The organism is Vibrio crassostreae (assembly GCF_041439375.1).
Taxonomy (GTDB): Bacteria; Pseudomonadota; Gammaproteobacteria; order Enterobacterales; family Vibrionaceae; genus Vibrio; species Vibrio crassostreae_D.
In genome coordinates, this window is sequence record NZ_JBGONY010000001.1 from 176,338 (window position 1) to 192,647 (window position 16,310).

Annotated in this window: 12 protein-coding genes and 1 pseudogene; 3 read left to right on the forward strand and 10 right to left on the reverse strand. The window is 44.8% G+C overall.

The features are described 5' to 3' along the window. Window positions 1–132 precede the first annotated feature (132 nt). Both fusA and radA read right to left on the reverse strand, forming a co-directional pair. Window positions 133–2,220, reverse strand: coding sequence for an elongation factor G (gene fusA / locus ACED45_RS00830; RefSeq protein ID WP_019819832.1), 2,088 nt, complete (start codon window positions 2,218–2,220; stop codon window positions 133–135). Between the two features lie 234 nt (window positions 2,221–2,454). Further along, window positions 2,455–3,834, reverse strand: a complete 1,380-nt coding sequence (gene radA / locus ACED45_RS00835) for a DNA repair protein RadA (protein WP_017063288.1) — start codon at window positions 3,832–3,834, stop codon at window positions 2,455–2,457. 161 nt (window positions 3,835–3,995) lie between these two features. On the opposite strand from radA, the gene ACED45_RS00840 reads away from it, so the two are divergent. Continuing rightward, window positions 3,996–6,341, forward strand: a complete 2,346-nt coding sequence (locus ACED45_RS00840) for a PilZ domain-containing protein (protein WP_371713135.1) — start codon at window positions 3,996–3,998, stop codon at window positions 6,339–6,341. Between the two features lie 113 nt (window positions 6,342–6,454). Here ACED45_RS00840 and serB read toward each other — a convergent pair whose 3' ends face one another. Beyond that, window positions 6,455–7,435, reverse strand: coding sequence for a phosphoserine phosphatase (gene serB, locus ACED45_RS00845; protein ID WP_371713136.1), 981 nt, complete (start codon window positions 7,433–7,435; stop codon window positions 6,455–6,457). 109 nt (window positions 7,436–7,544) lie between these two features. Here serB and ACED45_RS00850 point away from each other — a divergent pair, with 109 nt between their 5' ends. Then, window positions 7,545–8,156, forward strand: coding sequence for a YtjB family periplasmic protein (locus ACED45_RS00850; RefSeq protein ID WP_081090108.1), 612 nt, complete (start codon window positions 7,545–7,547; stop codon window positions 8,154–8,156). 190 nt (window positions 8,157–8,346) lie between these two features. On the opposite strand, the gene deoD is transcribed toward ACED45_RS00850, so the two are convergent. From deoD to ACED45_RS00885, 7 genes are all read right to left on the reverse strand, one after another. Beyond that, a complete protein-coding gene (gene deoD, locus ACED45_RS00855; protein WP_017066980.1) occupies window positions 8,347–9,066 on the reverse strand; it encodes a purine-nucleoside phosphorylase in 720 nt (239 codons plus the stop codon). A gap of 65 nt (window positions 9,067–9,131) precedes the next feature. Then, window positions 9,132–10,352, reverse strand: coding sequence for a phosphopentomutase (locus tag ACED45_RS00860; protein WP_371713137.1), 1,221 nt, complete (start codon window positions 10,350–10,352; stop codon window positions 9,132–9,134). A gap of 76 nt (window positions 10,353–10,428) precedes the next feature. After that, window positions 10,429–11,757, reverse strand: a complete 1,329-nt coding sequence (gene deoA / locus ACED45_RS00865; RefSeq protein ID WP_371713138.1) for a thymidine phosphorylase — start codon at window positions 11,755–11,757, stop codon at window positions 10,429–10,431. Window positions 11,758–11,867: 110 nt separating this feature from the next. After that, window positions 11,868–12,644, reverse strand: a complete 777-nt coding sequence (gene deoC, locus ACED45_RS00870) for a deoxyribose-phosphate aldolase (RefSeq protein ID WP_371713139.1) — start codon at window positions 12,642–12,644, stop codon at window positions 11,868–11,870. A gap of 520 nt (window positions 12,645–13,164) precedes the next feature. Next, the gene (locus ACED45_RS00875) at window positions 13,165–14,427 is read right to left on the reverse strand and encodes a NupC/NupG family nucleoside CNT transporter (protein ID WP_060982613.1); all 1,263 of its coding nucleotides are present in this window, start codon (window positions 14,425–14,427) and stop codon (window positions 13,165–13,167) included. Between the two features lie 204 nt (window positions 14,428–14,631). Beyond that, complete coding sequence (locus tag ACED45_RS00880; RefSeq protein ID WP_371713171.1) at window positions 14,632–15,444, reverse strand: TatD family hydrolase; 813 nt, start codon at window positions 15,442–15,444, stop codon at window positions 14,632–14,634. Further along, window positions 15,425–15,580 carry a DUF5363 family protein gene (locus ACED45_RS00885; RefSeq protein WP_171732460.1) on the reverse strand — a complete coding sequence of 52 codons (156 nt, stop codon included), beginning with the start codon at window positions 15,578–15,580 and terminating at the stop codon, window positions 15,425–15,427. Before ACED45_RS00885 ends, ACED45_RS00880 begins: the two co-directional genes overlap by 20 nt. A gap of 245 nt (window positions 15,581–15,825) precedes the next feature. Between ACED45_RS00885 and ACED45_RS00890 the strand changes: the two are divergent. After that, a pseudogene (locus ACED45_RS00890) lies at window positions 15,826–16,310 on the forward strand (hypothetical protein); the annotation flags it as partial.

Sequence of the window (16,310 nt, forward strand, 5' to 3'; positions counted from 1 at the left end):
GCATCTCACGCATCTCACGCATCTCACGCATCTCACGCATCTCACGCATCTCACGCAGTATGTTACAAGCAATAAAAAGCCCCGCAAGCTTTCACTTGCGGGGCTTTTTTAGCTAATTGAGAAAAAGGCTAATTACTTACCAGCTTCTTTTTCTGCTTTAACTTTTGCAATCACTTCGTCAGCAACGTTAGTTGGACATGGTGCGTATTGTGCGAATTCCATAGAGAATTGGCCACGACCAGAAGTGATAGTACGTAGATGACCGATGTAGCCGAACATCTCAGAAAGAGGTACGTCAGCTTTAATACGAACACCAGTAACGCCAGCTTGTTGATCTTTGATCATGCCACGACGACGGTTAAGGTCACCGATAACATCACCAACGTGATCGTCTGGAGTGAACACGTCAACGTTCATGATAGGCTCAAGAAGTTGCGCGCCAGCTTTAGGCATAGATTGACGGAATGCACCTTTCGCTGCGATTTCAAATGCGATAGCAGATGAATCGACTGCGTGGAAGCCACCATCGAACAGTTCAACTTCAACGTCTAGAGTTGGGAAGCCAGCTAGTACGCCGTTTTCCATCATAGATGCGAAGCCTTTCTCAACTGCAGGCCAGAATTCTTTAGGAACGTTACCGCCCACAACTACAGAGTTGAACTTGAAGCCAGAACCTGCTTCGCCTGGTTTGATACGGTAATCGATCTTACCGAATTGACCAGAACCACCAGATTGCTTCTTGTGCGTGTAGCTATCTTCAATTGCTTGAGTGATAGTTTCACGGTAAGCAACTTGAGGAGCACCTACAGTTAGGTCAACGCCGTATGTACGCTTAAGGATATCTACCTTGATGTCTAGGTGAAGCTCACCCATACCTTTCAGGATAGTTTCGCCAGTCTCTTCGTCAGTCTCAACTTGGAAAGATGGATCTTCTGCAACCATTTTACCGATCGCGATACCCATTTTCTCAGAACCGCCTTTATCTTTTGGAGATACAGCGATTGAGATTACTGGAGTTGGGAATACCATTGGCTCAAGCGTTACTTGGTGCTTAGGATCACATAGAGTGTGACCAGTTTGCACGTTCTTCATACCAACGATCGCAATGATGTCACCAGCTTGTGCGCTAGTTAGTTCGTTACGGTCATCAGCTTGCATCTCAACCATACGGCCAACACGTTCTGTCTTGCCAGTGAATGAGTTAAGAATCGTGTCACCTTTGTTCAGTTTACCAGAGTAAATACGAACGAAAGTTAGAGCACCGAAGCGGTCATCCATGATTTTGAATGCAAGCGCTTTGAAAGTTTCATCTGTAGAAACGATAGCGTGTTCGCCAGTTTCTTCGCCGTTCTCATCCATTAGAGGTTGAGGATCAACTTCAGTTGGTGCTGGTAGGTAATCTACTACAGCATCAAGGATAAGTTGCATACCTTTGTTCTTGAACGCAGAACCACAGAACGTAGGGAAGAATGCGATATCACGAGTACCTTTACGGATACAACGCTTGATGTCTTCGATAGAAGGCTCTTCACCTTCCATGTAAGCTTCCATTAGGTCATCGTCTTGCTCTACAGCAGTTTCGATTAGCTCTTCACGGTATTGCTCAACGTCATCAACCATGTCCGCAGGAACATCTGTGATTTCGTAGTTTTCAGGAAGACCAGTGTCATCCCAAACGTATGCTTTACGGCTTAGTAGGTCTACAACACCAACGAATTCGTCTTCACGACCAATTGGTAGAACCATAACTAGAGGAGTAGCACCTAGAACGTTTTTAACTTGGTCAACAACGTTGTAGAAATCTGCACCCATACGGTCTAGTTTGTTAACGAAGATCAGACGAGATACTTCTGATTCGTTAGCGTAGCGCCAGTTGGTTTCTGATTGAGGTTCAACACCACCAGAACCACAGAATACACCGATACCGCCATCAAGAACTTTAAGAGAACGGTATACTTCAACTGTGAAGTCAACGTGTCCAGGAGTATCGATAACGTTTAGACGGTGATCGTTCCAAAAACAGCTTACAGCTGCTGATTGGATAGTAATACCGCGCTCAGCTTCCTGTTCCATGAAGTCAGTCGTTGATTCGCCATCATGTACTTCACCAGTCTTGTGGATTTGACCAGTTAGCTTAAGGATACGCTCAGTGGTAGTTGTTTTACCCGCATCAACGTGCGCGAAAATACCAATGTTTCTGTATTTCGATAAATCTGCCATTGTCTTACTCTGTTAATAGGATATAAAATGCGCGCAGAGTATATCACAATCTGTGAAGACTGATAGCTTTGCATGCATTTGGGACTAAAAAACTTTGCCTTTTTCTAACATATAGAAAAAGGCAATCTATAGAAACAATCTAAGTGACTGTTAAGTTTAGTGCTAACCTAAAGCGTACATAGCGCTCAAGTTAGACTGAATTTCTGCTGTATAGAGTAGCTGAAGTGAGCTCAATTACAACTCATCAAAAGCATTAATTGCTTCCGATAATTTTTTCACACCGTGGATCTGCATTCCAGGAATGCCTCCTTTAGGCATGTTTGCTGCCGGTACGATCGCTTTCTTAAAGCCGTGTTTAAATGCCTCATTAAGGCGCTCTTGCCCACTCGGTACCGGTCGAATCTCACCCGCTAGGCCCACTTCGCCAAAAACCACTACATCTTTTGGTAATGCACGGTCTCTGAAACTTGAAAGTAGAGCCATCACCAACGCAAGATCAGCACTGGTTTCGGTTACTTTAACACCACCGACGACATTCACAAACACATCTTGATCAGCCATTTGTAAGCCGCCGTGTTTATGCAGCACCGCTAATAACAACGAAAGCCTGTTTTGTTCTAGGCCGACAGCGACACGACGCGGGTTAGCCAGCTGGGAATAGTCCACAAGTGCTTGGATTTCAACAAGCAGTGGACGAGTACCTTCCCACACAACCATAACCGAACTGCCCGAGGTTTCTTCTTCACCACGAGACAAGAAAATCGCTGATGGGTTGCTGACTTCTTTTAGTCCTTGGCCTGTCATAGCAAACACACCGAGTTCATTGACCGCACCAAAACGGTTTTTGTGGCTGCGCAATGTTCTAAAGCGGCTATCGGTTCCGCCATCCAATAGAACTGAGCAGTCAATTATGTGCTCAAGCACTTTTGGCCCGGCTAAGGTGCCGTCTTTAGTTACGTGTCCCACTAAGAACACAGCAACATTATTTTGTTTTGCGTAGCGCGTTAGTGCAGTTGCCGATTCACGAACCTGAGCGACACTGCCCGGTGAAGATTGAACATCCGCGACATGCATAACTTGGATTGAATCGATAACCATGATCTTTGGCTGTTCTTTTTCCGCAACCTGACAGATTTTATCAACGTTGGTTTCAGAGAGCATTTTTAAGTGCTCCTTTGGTAATCCAAGTCGAGAAGCGCGCATCGCAACCTGCTGCAACGATTCTTCACCTGTGACATAGAGTGTCGGTAATTGAGAAGAAAGCTGACACATGGTTTGCAACAACAAGGTTGATTTACCAGCCCCTGGGTTACCACCAATCAGGATTGCAGCGCCTGGTACAACACCGCCACCGAGTACGCGGTCGAGTTCTTTGAAGCCACTGCTAAAGCGTGGCACTTCTTGTAAGTCGATTTCCGACAACGTTTGAACTGATGACTCGGTTGCACCACCAGCATAACCACTCAATCGTTCATTACGCGCTACCTGAGGTGAAGCGGCTAACCTAACTTCTGTAATCGTGTTCCAAGCACCACATGCGTTGCACTGCCCCTGCCAGCGTGGAAAGTCAGCACCACAGTCATTACACACATAAGCTCGCTTTGCCTTAGCCATAAAACCTCAATAATTTACTCAGTTACACAATGATGTTGTCAATTTGTGACTTATTTGACCGTACGGGTGAAAATAAACGTTGCAGTCATACCACTTATACTTAAAGATCGATTTAAACTAGTCGATAACATAAATGCACCGTCCATTCTAACAAGAAAAGTATGCAGCAATCTGAAATTCTATCTGTAGCAGAGCGTCTTATCCCGGCCTACCACGCCGAAGATTTCGAATTCCTTCTTTCTCAAATGACAGAAGGCGAATCTCCGTCTCTAAAACTGCTGGTTAAAATGGAACTGAATCGTATCATGGCTCCGTGTACAAAGAGCATTGATTTACGTGGGCGCATTGATAATGAATGTCGTCAGTTCACGTTAGACGGCCGTAAGCACTGGCTCGATGATATCGCCTTAAACGCGTATCAACGTGGCACTAAAAAGTTTAAAGGTTACACAGAAGGCGCATGGGAGTTAGTAATGACTCCGCGAACTCAGCCAATGAGCGTAGTTAAAACATCTTCTCAAGGTAACCACGACATTACTAGCGCCAACAGTCCGTATGAAGCGGAAGCGATTAACCTAGGTTACGACTTAAAGCGCCAAGAGAACAGACTCAAGATTAGCTCGCAGGTTGAGATCACCACATCGAAAGGGCAAAGCCTACATGGTGTAACGGTTGATATCTCTCCGTCGGGTGCAAAGTTCAAGGTGCCGAGCACCTTTAGATATAACCTCGGCGAGATCATCAGCGTTAAGTTCACAGAGCTTATCGAAAAGTCCCAAGAAAATGATGTTAACCAAGCGGTTGAATTTCGTGTTTTGGGTATCGACGAATCCTATGAGAACAACGCGGTCAAATTTCTAAGAACCATCAAGGTAAGCGACAACAATGTTGTGGCTCGCTTACTCGATGAGTCTTTAAATAGCACCAGTAAAAAAACCAGCCATGAGAACCAAGATAGGATCATTCGAACTCGTACGCGAGGAATCGAACACACCTATCTAAAGCATACTTGTAACCTTCCGCTGTTCTTCAGCGGCAGTGAATTAAAGCTTGCCCTACTGACAGATAACAACCATCCGTTATGGCAATACTGGCACGACGAGCGAAATCAACAAGCGCTAGGCACCCTGTTCAACGAGCAACGTATGAACCTGCTGGCTAAGCCAGGAGTGAAGGGAACCAGTAACGTTATCTACTCTTTTACCCATGAACACCAAAACAAGACCTTATTCTATTCAATGATGCTACCTGAAGCCTCTCGTGAACAAAGACAACTGTTCTGGCACGTCGGTAGTAAACGTAAAAGTTGGAAAGCGTTCAAGTTCTCGGTTTTCGAACTTTCAGACACCGAGCGACAAGCATTAGCTAGGCACTCGGATACGCTGGCCCAAAGCTCAGCTCAACTGACGCATTGCGGAATCTTGCAAGAGATCGGCGATCACGAAAGTGCAGCTGACTATCTTCTGAGTGAAAAGCCACGTATTCCAAGCAGTGAATTAAACCGCTTCCGTCACCCACGTACTGTCGTCGGCAATATTCAAAGCATCTACTTTGACTCTCAGACCCGTCGTAAAGAGCCGAGATACCAATTTAAGTCACCGCTGCAGCTTACATCACAAGATGGCGCAGCGGCGAACGGACACACCTTAGATATATCTAAGCGTGGACTGAGCATTAACCTTGAACACCCAATGGTCCTCAAGGTTAATGATCCTGTATTGGTGAACTTTAATGAACTGCAGCTTTATGACAAGACCCTGCCACTGAGCACCGTGCCTTACCAGGTGATTCGAGTGAGCCCGAATGGCCGCAACGTGCAACTGGTTATTGCCGAGAACGCCAAGACGATGCGTACCATCGCTTTCCTTAATGGACTTATCGATCAGAATCAAAGCAAGCTGATTAAGAAGCAAGAGATACTGCCAACACATTCGCTGCTCGAATCTCTGCACAACATTTTGTTAAGCAAGATGGTCAGCAACCCAATATTCATTGATAAGCCAGGTTCAACGCTGCGCTGTAAGATCATTGGTGTGAATTTTCCATTAAATAAGCATCTAACGTTACTTGCTAAGCTTGGCCATAATCAAAAGTTCTCACTCGAGCCGATTTTCAAAGGGCACTCTAATTCACTGTTAGCTGAGCCACTGAAAAGAATTGAAGGTGCAGAGCCGAAACACCATGACGTATACATTGCCGCGGTAAAGTTTGGCGACAAGATCCAATCGGTACACACCAAGTTGGTCAAAGACTTCGCCTCAGCAAAGGAACGCATCTTATTCATTAAGAAAGCGCAGCATTTAGGTGACGTGTATGTATTACGAGTCACGACTGCACCTATCTTTAATCCGTTGACGAGTTTATTCCAGTCGGATTTAGAAGAGCTTTCACGCATCAGTATGCATCAAGCTAAGAAGCTAGAGAATGAAGTTACTGCATTTATCGGTTATGGCGAGATAGAAGATATTACTGATGAAGTGTTGATTCGATTGGAGCTGACTCGTTAGGTCAGAATCAATTTGCTGGGTTTGAAAATAGAAAAAGCAGGCTCATCACCTGCTTTTTTTCTGAGTCACTATTGCCAATAAGATACATAGCCAATAGCACTTAGATAGGCCCCCTAAGGTTTCGCTTGCCAACTGATCTTCTGCTGCTTAGCCAATACACCCGACAAGATGCACAGCACCCCGCCTAAACCTGCATAACGCACAGCGGTTTGAGCTTGTTGCTCTACTTTCGGTTTCGCGTGATAGGCAATACCTAAACCTGCAGAACCCATCATAACCAAGTCATTAGCACCATCACCAACGGCAACGGTATTGTGCAGTTCCAATTCGTATTCTTCAGCTAACTCTACCAAGATATCCGCTTTGGTCTGCGCCGAAACAACATCTCCTAAGACTTCACCCGTCAACTTACCATTGACAATCTCAAGCGTGTTTGACTGAGCATGGTCAAGACCAAGGGTATCTTTCAGGTAATCAGAGAAGTAAGTAAAACCGCCTGATGCAATCGCTGTTTTCCAGCCAAGTTTATTCAGAGTATTCACCAGCCCGACCAAATCTGGCATGAATGGCAATGACTGACGCACTTGCTCTAATATCGACTCATCCGCACCTTTGAGTGCTCCTACTCGTTGGCGTAGGCTCTGTTCAAAATCGAGCTCGCCTTGCATTGCTCGTTCTGTGATTTCAGAGACTAACTCTCCCACTCCAGCTAGCTTGGCAATCTCATCGATGCATTCAATTTGAATCGCTGTAGAATCCATATCCATTACGATCAAACCTGGCTTAGATAAGTCTGGGACCTCGCTAAGGCAAGCATAATCAAGCTTTAACGCTTGGAGGATTTCTTCGTGTGCTGGTGTTAGATTGCCTGACATCAGAGCCACTTCATAATGCCCAACCTTCCACGTATCGAGGATGGTGTTGTAAGTGCCAGTGAAGAAGTCGATGTCATCGAATGATTGTGGAGATAGATACTCACCGAACACAATCCAATTGGCTTTGGATTTAGCGAGTTGAGAAGCGAAACGAGTCTCAGGGAGTCGAGTTAATAATGTGGTATGCCTTTTTATCGGCAGATATTTCTGAGCGTCCATGTGTATGATTCCTAATTAACTATGCTAAACGTTAACCTATTGCAATTTGAAAACGCAAGTCTCAATATGTCTTAATCATAACATTTGTTTATTTCAGGCTTCGTGAAACATGAATGAATCATTGTTCTCAATACGTAACGCTTTACGAATGCTAGCCCTCATTTTGCTGGCTACCATGTTCGTTGTAACGATTAAAAATACGGTCGTGATCAGTAAAGGTAACGAGAAGATCCAAGCGAAACAGTTGGAAACTCTTACCAAGCTGCTTATCTCTCAGGCATCACTTTCAGCCAGCAAGATGATCACGCAACAAGACCAAGAGCGATTGCTTGATCTTACTAATCAGCTATCTCAAGACCGACTGGTGTTTGATACCACCATCTATGATGCAGAGGGTATTCGACTGGCTTCGAGCGAAAAAGCTCTCTCCGTACGCGAGGTTCTTGGCTTAGATACGCCACTTTCAACAGCAAGTATCGGTAGACAACAATTAGTTGAACCTATTTATTCACCAGAGAAGACGATCATCGGCTTTATTCGAGTGACCTTCGAAACGGGTAAGATGACTGCAATTTCTGATCACCATTATCGCAAAAGTGATCGCTACATGATCGGTATGGTGCTGATGGGTTTTGTAAGTGGTGTGCTGTTTGTCATGCTCATTCGTAGAAGGAAGACTAAAACTGGTGAGAATTTGCTGCTCAAAAATGCTAGCTCATAGACATCTCGATTCAGCAGAAAAAGGACTCCGTATAGCAAGCTGCTAGCAATGTGAGAAATTCGACGGAGTTCTCGGTTGAGTTAACAACAGCCAATGACGTTAGTGCTAAATACAATAAAAAGCCCCGAAGCTCAGGCAGCAACGGGGCTTTTTGTTATCTGTTAACTTACCAAGCTAAGACAAATAAATATTATTCTTGGTCACCAAGCAACACTGAGTCTAATGCGATAACCATCATGTCGTTGAAAGTCGTTTGACGTTCATCTGATGTGGTTTGCTCACCGGTCTTGATGTGATCAGAAACAGTACAAATCGTTAGAGCTTTGGCGCCATATTCAGCACATACACCATAGATGCCTGCAGCTTCCATCTCTACGCCAACAATGCCGTATTTGTCCATTACTTCGAACATCTCTGGATCTGGCGTGTAGAACAACTCAGCCGAGAACAGGTTACCGACTTTTACGCCAACACCGCGAGCTTTGGCTGCATCTTCTGCCGCGCGCACCATCTTGTAATCCGCAATAGCTGCAAAGTCATGACCTTTAAAGCGAATACGGTTCACTTTAGAGTCAGTACATGCGCCCATGCCGATCACCACATCACGCACTTTGATATCTTCGCTCACTGCACCACAACTGCCGACACGAATGATCTTCTTCACACCAAAGTCTTTGATCAGCTCAGTCGCGTAAATAGAACAAGATGGGATACCCATACCATGTCCCATTACGGAAACCTTACGACCTTTGTAAGTACCGGTGTAACCAAACATGTTGCGAACGTCGCACACTTGAACCACTTCTTCTAGGAAGGTTTCAGCAATGTATTTAGCACGTAGCGGGTCGCCTGGCATTAAAACTACGTCAGCGAAATCACCCATTTCAGCATTAATATGTGGAGTAGCCATTGAAAATATCCTTAATCTCAAAACAAAAAAAGAAGAGAGAGGTTTCCCTCTCTCTTCGTTAACTATTATAGAAAGCTTGTACCGTGTCCCATTGGCGATGTGCCAAAGTATGACGCTAAGCTTTGACCGATATCAGCGAAAGTATCGCGACGGCCTAAAGAACCTGCTGGAACCTTTTGACCGTAAACAATTACAGGGATGTGTTCACGAGTATGGTCAGTACCTGGCCATGTCGGATCACAGCCGTGGTCAGCCGTTAAGATAAGTACATCGTCTTCTTTCATCATCTCGATGATTTCATTGATACGACCATCGAAGTACTCAAGTGCCGCTGCGTAACCCGCAACATCACGGCGGTGGCCGTAAGCTGAGTCGAAATCAACGAAGTTAGTGAACACGATAGTGTTGTCGCCCGCTTCATTGATCGCTTCTTTGGTTGCTTCAAATAGCGCAGGGATACCTGTTGCTTTGGTTTTCTGAGTGATACCACAACCCGCGTAGATATCAGAGATCTTACCAATTGAGTGAACGTTACCGCCCTTCTCATCAACCAACTTCTGAAGAATGGTGGCTGCAGGTGGCTCAACAGAAAGGTCACGACGGTTACCAGTGCGCTCAAATTGACCTTTACCTGGGCCAATGAACGGACGAGCGATAACACGACCAATGTTGTAGTCTTCGAGCTCTTCACGAGCAATCTGACAAAGGTCTAATAGGTTTTGTAGGCCGAATGTCTCTTCATGACAAGCAATCTGGAAAACAGAGTCTGCAGAAGTGTAGAAGATAGGCAAGCCAGTCTTCATGTGCTCTTCACCTAGGTTATCTAGGATTTCAGTGCCTGATGAGTGGCAGTTACCCAAGAAACCAGACAAACCTGCACGCTCAAGGATGCGGTCAGTCAGCTCTTTTGGAAAGCTGCTCTCTTTGTCGGTGAAATAGCCCCAGTCAAACAATACTGGTACACCAGCGATTTCCCAGTGACCTGATGGCGTATCTTTACCAGAAGACAGTTCAGCAGCGTGACCGTAAGCGCCGATGATTTCAGCGTCTGCATCCATACCAGGAGCAAAACGACCTGTAGACTCTTTATGAGCCATTGCTAAGCCTAGCTTAGACAGGTTTGGTAGCGTCAGAGGACCTTTACGATCTGCATTGTCGGCAAGACCTTGGTCACAATGATCTGCGATGTGACCCATAGTGTCAGAACCTACATCACCGAATTTATCTGCATCCGCTGTTTCACCGATACCGAATGAATCTAAAACTAAAATAAATGCTCTTTTCATTTTCTTCACCAACTTATTGCTCTTTGCACCAGAACTCTGTTTATCGGCATACACGAGGTATGCCGATACCTGTTATTTACACGTATTCAGAACGAATCTGACGGTAAACGTCTGGCGTTGCTGTATATTCTCCGCCCACAGTGATTGCATTTTGTAATGCTGTTGCAGCTTCTTGCCACTGTTGTTCGTTGCGAGCATGAATCATTGCTAATGGTTTATCTTCACTTGCTACTTCGCCAAGACGAATGAAGTGATCAAAACCGACTGCGTAATCAATGCTGTCAGTTGCTACGCGACGACCGCCGCCCATACCAACCACAGCCATACCAATTGCACGAGTATCCATTGCTGATACCACACCGCTTTCTAGCGCGTACACTGGTTTAATAATTTCTGCTTTTTCTAGGTAGTTATCGTAGTTCGTTACGAAATCAGCTGGACCGCCAAGGCCCGCTACCATCTTACCGAAGCACTCTGCTGCTTTACCGTTATCCAGTACTGTCATCAGTTTTTCGCGCGCTTCGTCTGAATCTTTTGCAAGGTTACCCAACACCAGCATTTCAGCACACGATGCCATCGTAATTTCTAGCAAACGTGGGTTACGGTATTCACCCGTTAAGAATTGAACCGCTTCACGAACCTCTACTGCGTTACCCGCTGAAGAAGCTAGAACTTGGTTCATGTCCGTTAGGATTGCTGTTGTTTTAGTACCTGCACCATTTGCTACTGCAACGATAGATTTCGCTAGCTCTTCTGACGCTTCGTAAGTCGGCATGAATGCGCCTGAACCTACTTTTACATCCATCACTAGAGAATCAAGGCCAGCAGCCAGTTTCTTAGATAGGATTGAAGCCGTAATTAGCGAGATGTTATCTACGGTTGCTGTGATATCACGAGTCGCGTAAACACGCTTGTCAGCAGGCGCTAGATCGCCTGTTTGACCGATGATAGCCACACCAGCATCTTTCGTTACTTCACCGAACACTTCGTTGGTTGGTGTAATGTTGTAACCCGGGATAGATTCTAGCTTGTCTAGCGTACCGCCAGTGTGGCCTAAACCACGACCAGAGATCATTGGAACGAAACCACCACATGCTGCCACCATAGGGCCAAGCATCAGAGAAGTTACGTCACCAACACCACCAGTAGAGTGTTTATCAACGATTGGGCCATCAAAGTTCATGTGGCTCCAGTCAATCACCATACCTGAATCACGCATTGCACAAGTTAGTGCGATACGTTCTGGCATTGTCATTTCATTAAAAAAGATAGCCATTGCAAATGCTGCAATTTGGCCTTCAGAAACCGTGTTCTTAGCTACGCCTTGAATGAAGAAGTTAATTTCTTCTGTGGTCAGTACTTCGTTATCACGTTTTCTGCGAATAATTTCTTGAGGTAGATACATTAGTGCCTCCCAAACTCTAGTGAGTATGGTTTGTAGGGAAAGAGGTAATATGGAGTGACTTAACGTCACTCCATCAAACAGACTTAATTTTTTATACCCGAATGGGTAAATTAGTATGCTGCTGGATCAGCAGTTTGGTCTGTTACTTCTAATGTATTAAGAAGGTTAGTTAGTAAGCTTGAAGCACCAAAACGGTAGTGCATGTTGTCTGCCCACTCAGCGCCTAGAAGCTCATCAGCCATTGCTAGGTATAGTGCTGCATCTTCAGCAGTACGTACGCCACCAGCAGGTTTGAAACCAACTGTTTTAGCAACGCCCATGTCACGGATAACTTCAAGCATCATGCGCGCGTATTCTGGAGTCGCGTTTACTGGCACTTTACCTGTTGAAGTTTTGATGAAGTCTGCACCTGCTTCGATACAGATTTGAGAAGCTTTCTTGATCAGAGCTTCTTCTTTCAGTTCACCTGTTTCGATGATCACTTTAAGCGTGATGTCACCACAAGCTGCTTTACACTGTTTAACTAGCTCAAAGCCAACTTCTTCGTTGCCAGCAATAAGAGCACGGTATGGGAATACTACGTCAACTTCGTCTGCGCCGTACGCTACCGCTGCTTTTGTTTCTGCAACAGCAATTTCGATGTCGTCATTACCATGAGGGAAGTTAGTTACAGTCGCAACGCGTACTTCTGGAGTACCTTGCTCACGCAACGCTTTCTTAGCTGCTGGGATAAAGCGAGGGTAAATACAGATTGCAGCTGTGTTGCCTACTGCAGTCTTCGCGTCATGACAAAGCGCCACTACTTTCTCAGTAGTATCGTCATCATTTAGCGTAGTTAGGTCCATAAGTTTAAGTGCACGTAGAGCTGCTGCTTTTAAATCGCTCATTTCTATCTCCGATCAATATATTCAAATAGTTAACTGCTTCGCCATCCATCCAGTATAGATGGATATTTTAGTAATGCTCAGTAGTCACAAATGAACGGACTTGGTTCCTTGAAGACTTGATAACTTTCGCTACCAATTGCAATCCTTGTCACCGCACAGTACCAGTTTGGTCTATGGCACAACAAATCAGTCATGTTGTGTCTAACATCTATAGCGTATCGCTAATTTTGGCTTAATCCCAGAAGAATAACGTTCGAGTTGATTTCGAGGTTACTTTCTTGCCAACAGAGACATCCTATCCCTTTAGCTTATACATTATAGGTATCCATCAATAAATTGTAGTGCTCCTTAGAACGCAAACGGTTTGTATCTCAAAAAAACATTCTAGACCCATTATTGAATCCCAGCATCGCTCGTGCTCATACTAAAAATCACTAGGCCTAAAAACAAAAAAGCCCCGCAGCAATTTCTTGCTACGGGGCGATATTATTATGGCGTCTATATATCTAAATCTACTTGATTAGAAAGATAGGAAGAAGCCAGCAATTGTTGCTGCCATCAGGTTAGATAGAGTACCAGCAATAACCGCTTTAACACCCATACGAGCGATGTCGTGACGACGAGCTGGTGCAATACCACCTAGACCACCAAGAAGAATCGCAATTGAAGAAAGGTTTGCGAAACCACATAGTGCGAATGCGATGATAGCTTGAGTCTTCTCAGACATCACTTGACCAGTTGCTGCAACAACTTGAGCATTTTCACCAACGTATGGTACGAAGTTTAGGTATGCAACGAATTCGTTAACAACTGTCTTCTGACCAATGAAAGAACCAGCGATAGTTGCTTCTTCCCATGGAACACCAATGATGAATGCTAGCGGTGCGAAGATCCAACCTAGAAGAAGTTCTAGAGTTAGGTTTTCCATACCGAACCAACCACCGATGCCACCTAGGATACCGTTGATTAGAGCAATTAGACCGATGAATGCTAGTAGCATTGCACCAACGTTAAGAGCTAGTTGTAGACCAACTGATGCGCCACCTGCTGCTGCGTCGATAACGTTAGCTGGTTTGTCATCGCCACCGTCCATTTCGTCAGCGATGTTGTCGTCTGGCGTATCTGTTTCAGGCTTGATGATTTTAGCGAATAGTAGACCACCCGGTGCTGCCATGAATGACGCCGCAACTAGGTACTCAAGAGGTACACCCATAGATGCGTAACCTGCTAGTACACCACCAGCTACAGAAGCCAAACCACCACACATTACTGCGAATAGTTCAGAGTTAGTCATTTTAGGAACAAAAGGACGAACAACTAGAGGTGCTTCTGTTTGACCAACGAAAATGTTTGCTGCTGCAGACATAGACTCGGCGCGAGAAGTACCTAGAGCTTTCTGAAGACCACCACCAAGAACTTTGATTACAATTTGCATTACACCAATGTAGTAAAGTACAGAGATAAGTGCAGAGAAGAAAATCAGAGTTGGTAGTACTTGGAAAGCAAAGATGAAACCGATACCGTCAACTGAGAAGTTAACTAGGCTGCCGAATAGGAAACCAGTACCGTCTTTACCGTAGTCGATCACGTTTGCTACACCAGCAGAGAAACCTGCAAGTAGATCACGACCCCAAGGGATGTAAAGTACGAATGCACCAAGTGCGAATTGGATAGCGAAAGCGCCACCCACTGTTCTTAGATTAATAGCTTTGCGGTTGTCAGATAGTAGTACTGCGATTGCGATCAGTGCAACCATTCCGACTAGGCTCATAAACAGGCTCATAGTTTATGACTTCCTTATTAGTTATTTATTGGCGTGTTACAAAATGGGGCTATAAAGCGGAGGCAATTATACTCATGCGACCACTAATAAAGTAATGCCGTCCTCACACTTTCGTACAAGATTCATGTACCATTCACACGCAAATGTGAGCCAAATCACAAGCCCAGTGCAATTTACGCAAACGATAAACAAAAACCTTCGATTTTATTCACATATACCGAATGCACGATGGCTATTTTGCCAAACTTGCGTTGCAATCGATTGCTTTGGCTCTTTTCTAAGCAAAAAAAGTTCATTTAAGATCGTAACTAAATATTTGGAATGATTAACATTTCCTTGATTTCCAGACATGGGCATGTCCGGAGCATCCGTTTCCAATACCAAGCATTCAAGGGGCAATTTTGCGATAGTTGTGCGTGTTTTTTGCGCTCTTGGGTAAGTTATCGTTCCACCGACGCCAATATAGAAACCTAGCTTGATCCAAGCCAAAGCCTGCTGTTCACTTCCCGAAAAGCCGTGAATCACACCACCTAAGGTGAACTTGTGCTGCTTTATTAGCTCAATAAGTCGGTTGTATGACTTCCTCTCATGGATGATTAAAGGCAGGTCAAACGCCTTGGCAAGTTCCATTTGCTGGATGAAAAAGCGCTCTTGTTTCTCCTGTTCCACATCCACAAAAAAGTCCAACCCACACTCACCAATGGCCACACACTGACGTGTTTTTGATGCGAGTAGTTGGTGAAGTTCTTCAAATTGCATCTCATCCGCTTGCTCTAAAAAGTAAGGATGAAAGCCTAATGCGTAGTAAACATTGGGGTGAGATTGCGCAATTTTCTCAAGCTTATGCCAGTTATTTTGACCGATAGAAGGGATGAGTAACTTCTCAACTTGAGCCTGTTTTGCCTCTTTGATATATCCCTCAATGCTCAGCTCATGGGTAAAACCTTGCTCAAACGCCTCAAAGTCTGCGTGGCAATGTGTATCAAATAGCGGAAAATCACTTGTTTGCTGTGTCATCTTTCCCACTCTCAGCTTGCTGCCCTTGAGGATCTCGACGATAAGGAACACAACTGCGCTTGTTTTCAGGCGTTAGCCCAAGCTCTTCACACCACTTATCGTATTTCCTAATCCAAGCTTTTATCCAACCGAACATATTTACCTCGCGCCTTCTATCAATACTTATGAAAAGCCAACACATAAAGTAGAGAACTCAAACTACACATACAAATCATTTAAAAGCCTAATGATTAGCCAAAATATCATAAAAGCATAAATCCAATTTATACATTAACACTAGCTGGCTATATTGTTGAAAACCTCACCACCGAGAATAATAAACGCACTTGCCAAGGAGGCATTGATAGCAAGACGCTCCATTCAATAACGAGATCCTACTTTATGAAAGCATCACTCTTAGCCATATCAATTTCTAGCGTATTAGCAGCACCTGCTTTTGCTTCTGCACCTCAAGTTGACGTAGAGCTAGCAAACCAACAAACACTTCAACTTATTGACGGGCAGATGAACGCTATCGATGCTTCTGTTCAGTATAAGTTAAACGAACAATACGCGAATGCAACTCCGGGCACGACAGCCACAATCGATGACGTCACTTACGAAAAACAATCTAACGGTACTTGGGCTGCAGTTGGTGCCGCTTCTGCTGCATTGGTTGCAGGGCTTTTGAGCACGTCGTCTAGTTCCAATAGCGACAATGATGTGGATTATCTCCCACAACACCCAGACGTTGATGTTGACGCTACACCACGTTGGTCTCCAGATTTCGGTGAAGACCGTCCTGAAATGGAAGAGCGTGACCTTACAATTAAGATCATTAACGGCGAAATCCACGTTATCGACGAAAACACCAGTGAGTGGGTAGG

Coding starts and splice junctions, on each gene's coding strand:
- fusA (WP_019819832.1), bottom strand. CDS start 2,220: ATGGCAGATTTATCGAAATACAGAAACATTGGTATTTTCGCGCACGTT.
- radA (WP_017063288.1), bottom strand. CDS start 3,834: ATGGCTAAGGCAAAGCGAGCTTATGTGTGTAATGACTGTGGTGCTGAC.
- ACED45_RS00840 (WP_371713135.1), top strand. CDS start 3,996: ATGCAGCAATCTGAAATTCTATCTGTAGCAGAGCGTCTTATCCCGGCC.
- serB (WP_371713136.1), bottom strand. CDS start 7,435: ATGGACGCTCAGAAATATCTGCCGATAAAAAGGCATACCACATTATTA.
- ACED45_RS00850 (WP_081090108.1), top strand. CDS start 7,545: ATGAATGAATCATTGTTCTCAATACGTAACGCTTTACGAATGCTAGCC.
- deoD (WP_017066980.1), bottom strand. CDS start 9,066: ATGGCTACTCCACATATTAATGCTGAAATGGGTGATTTCGCTGACGTA.
- ACED45_RS00860 (WP_371713137.1), bottom strand. CDS start 10,352: ATGAAAAGAGCATTTATTTTAGTTTTAGATTCATTCGGTATCGGTGAA.
- deoA (WP_371713138.1), bottom strand. CDS start 11,757: ATGTATCTACCTCAAGAAATTATTCGCAGAAAACGTGATAACGAAGTA.
- deoC (WP_371713139.1), bottom strand. CDS start 12,644: ATGAGCGATTTAAAAGCAGCAGCTCTACGTGCACTTAAACTTATGGAC.
- ACED45_RS00875 (WP_060982613.1), bottom strand. CDS start 14,427: ATGAGCCTGTTTATGAGCCTAGTCGGAATGGTTGCACTGATCGCAATC.
- ACED45_RS00880 (WP_371713171.1), bottom strand. CDS start 15,444: ATGACACAGCAAACAAGTGATTTTCCGCTATTTGATACACATTGCCAC.
- ACED45_RS00885 (WP_171732460.1), bottom strand. CDS start 15,580: ATGTTCGGTTGGATAAAAGCTTGGATTAGGAAATACGATAAGTGGTGT.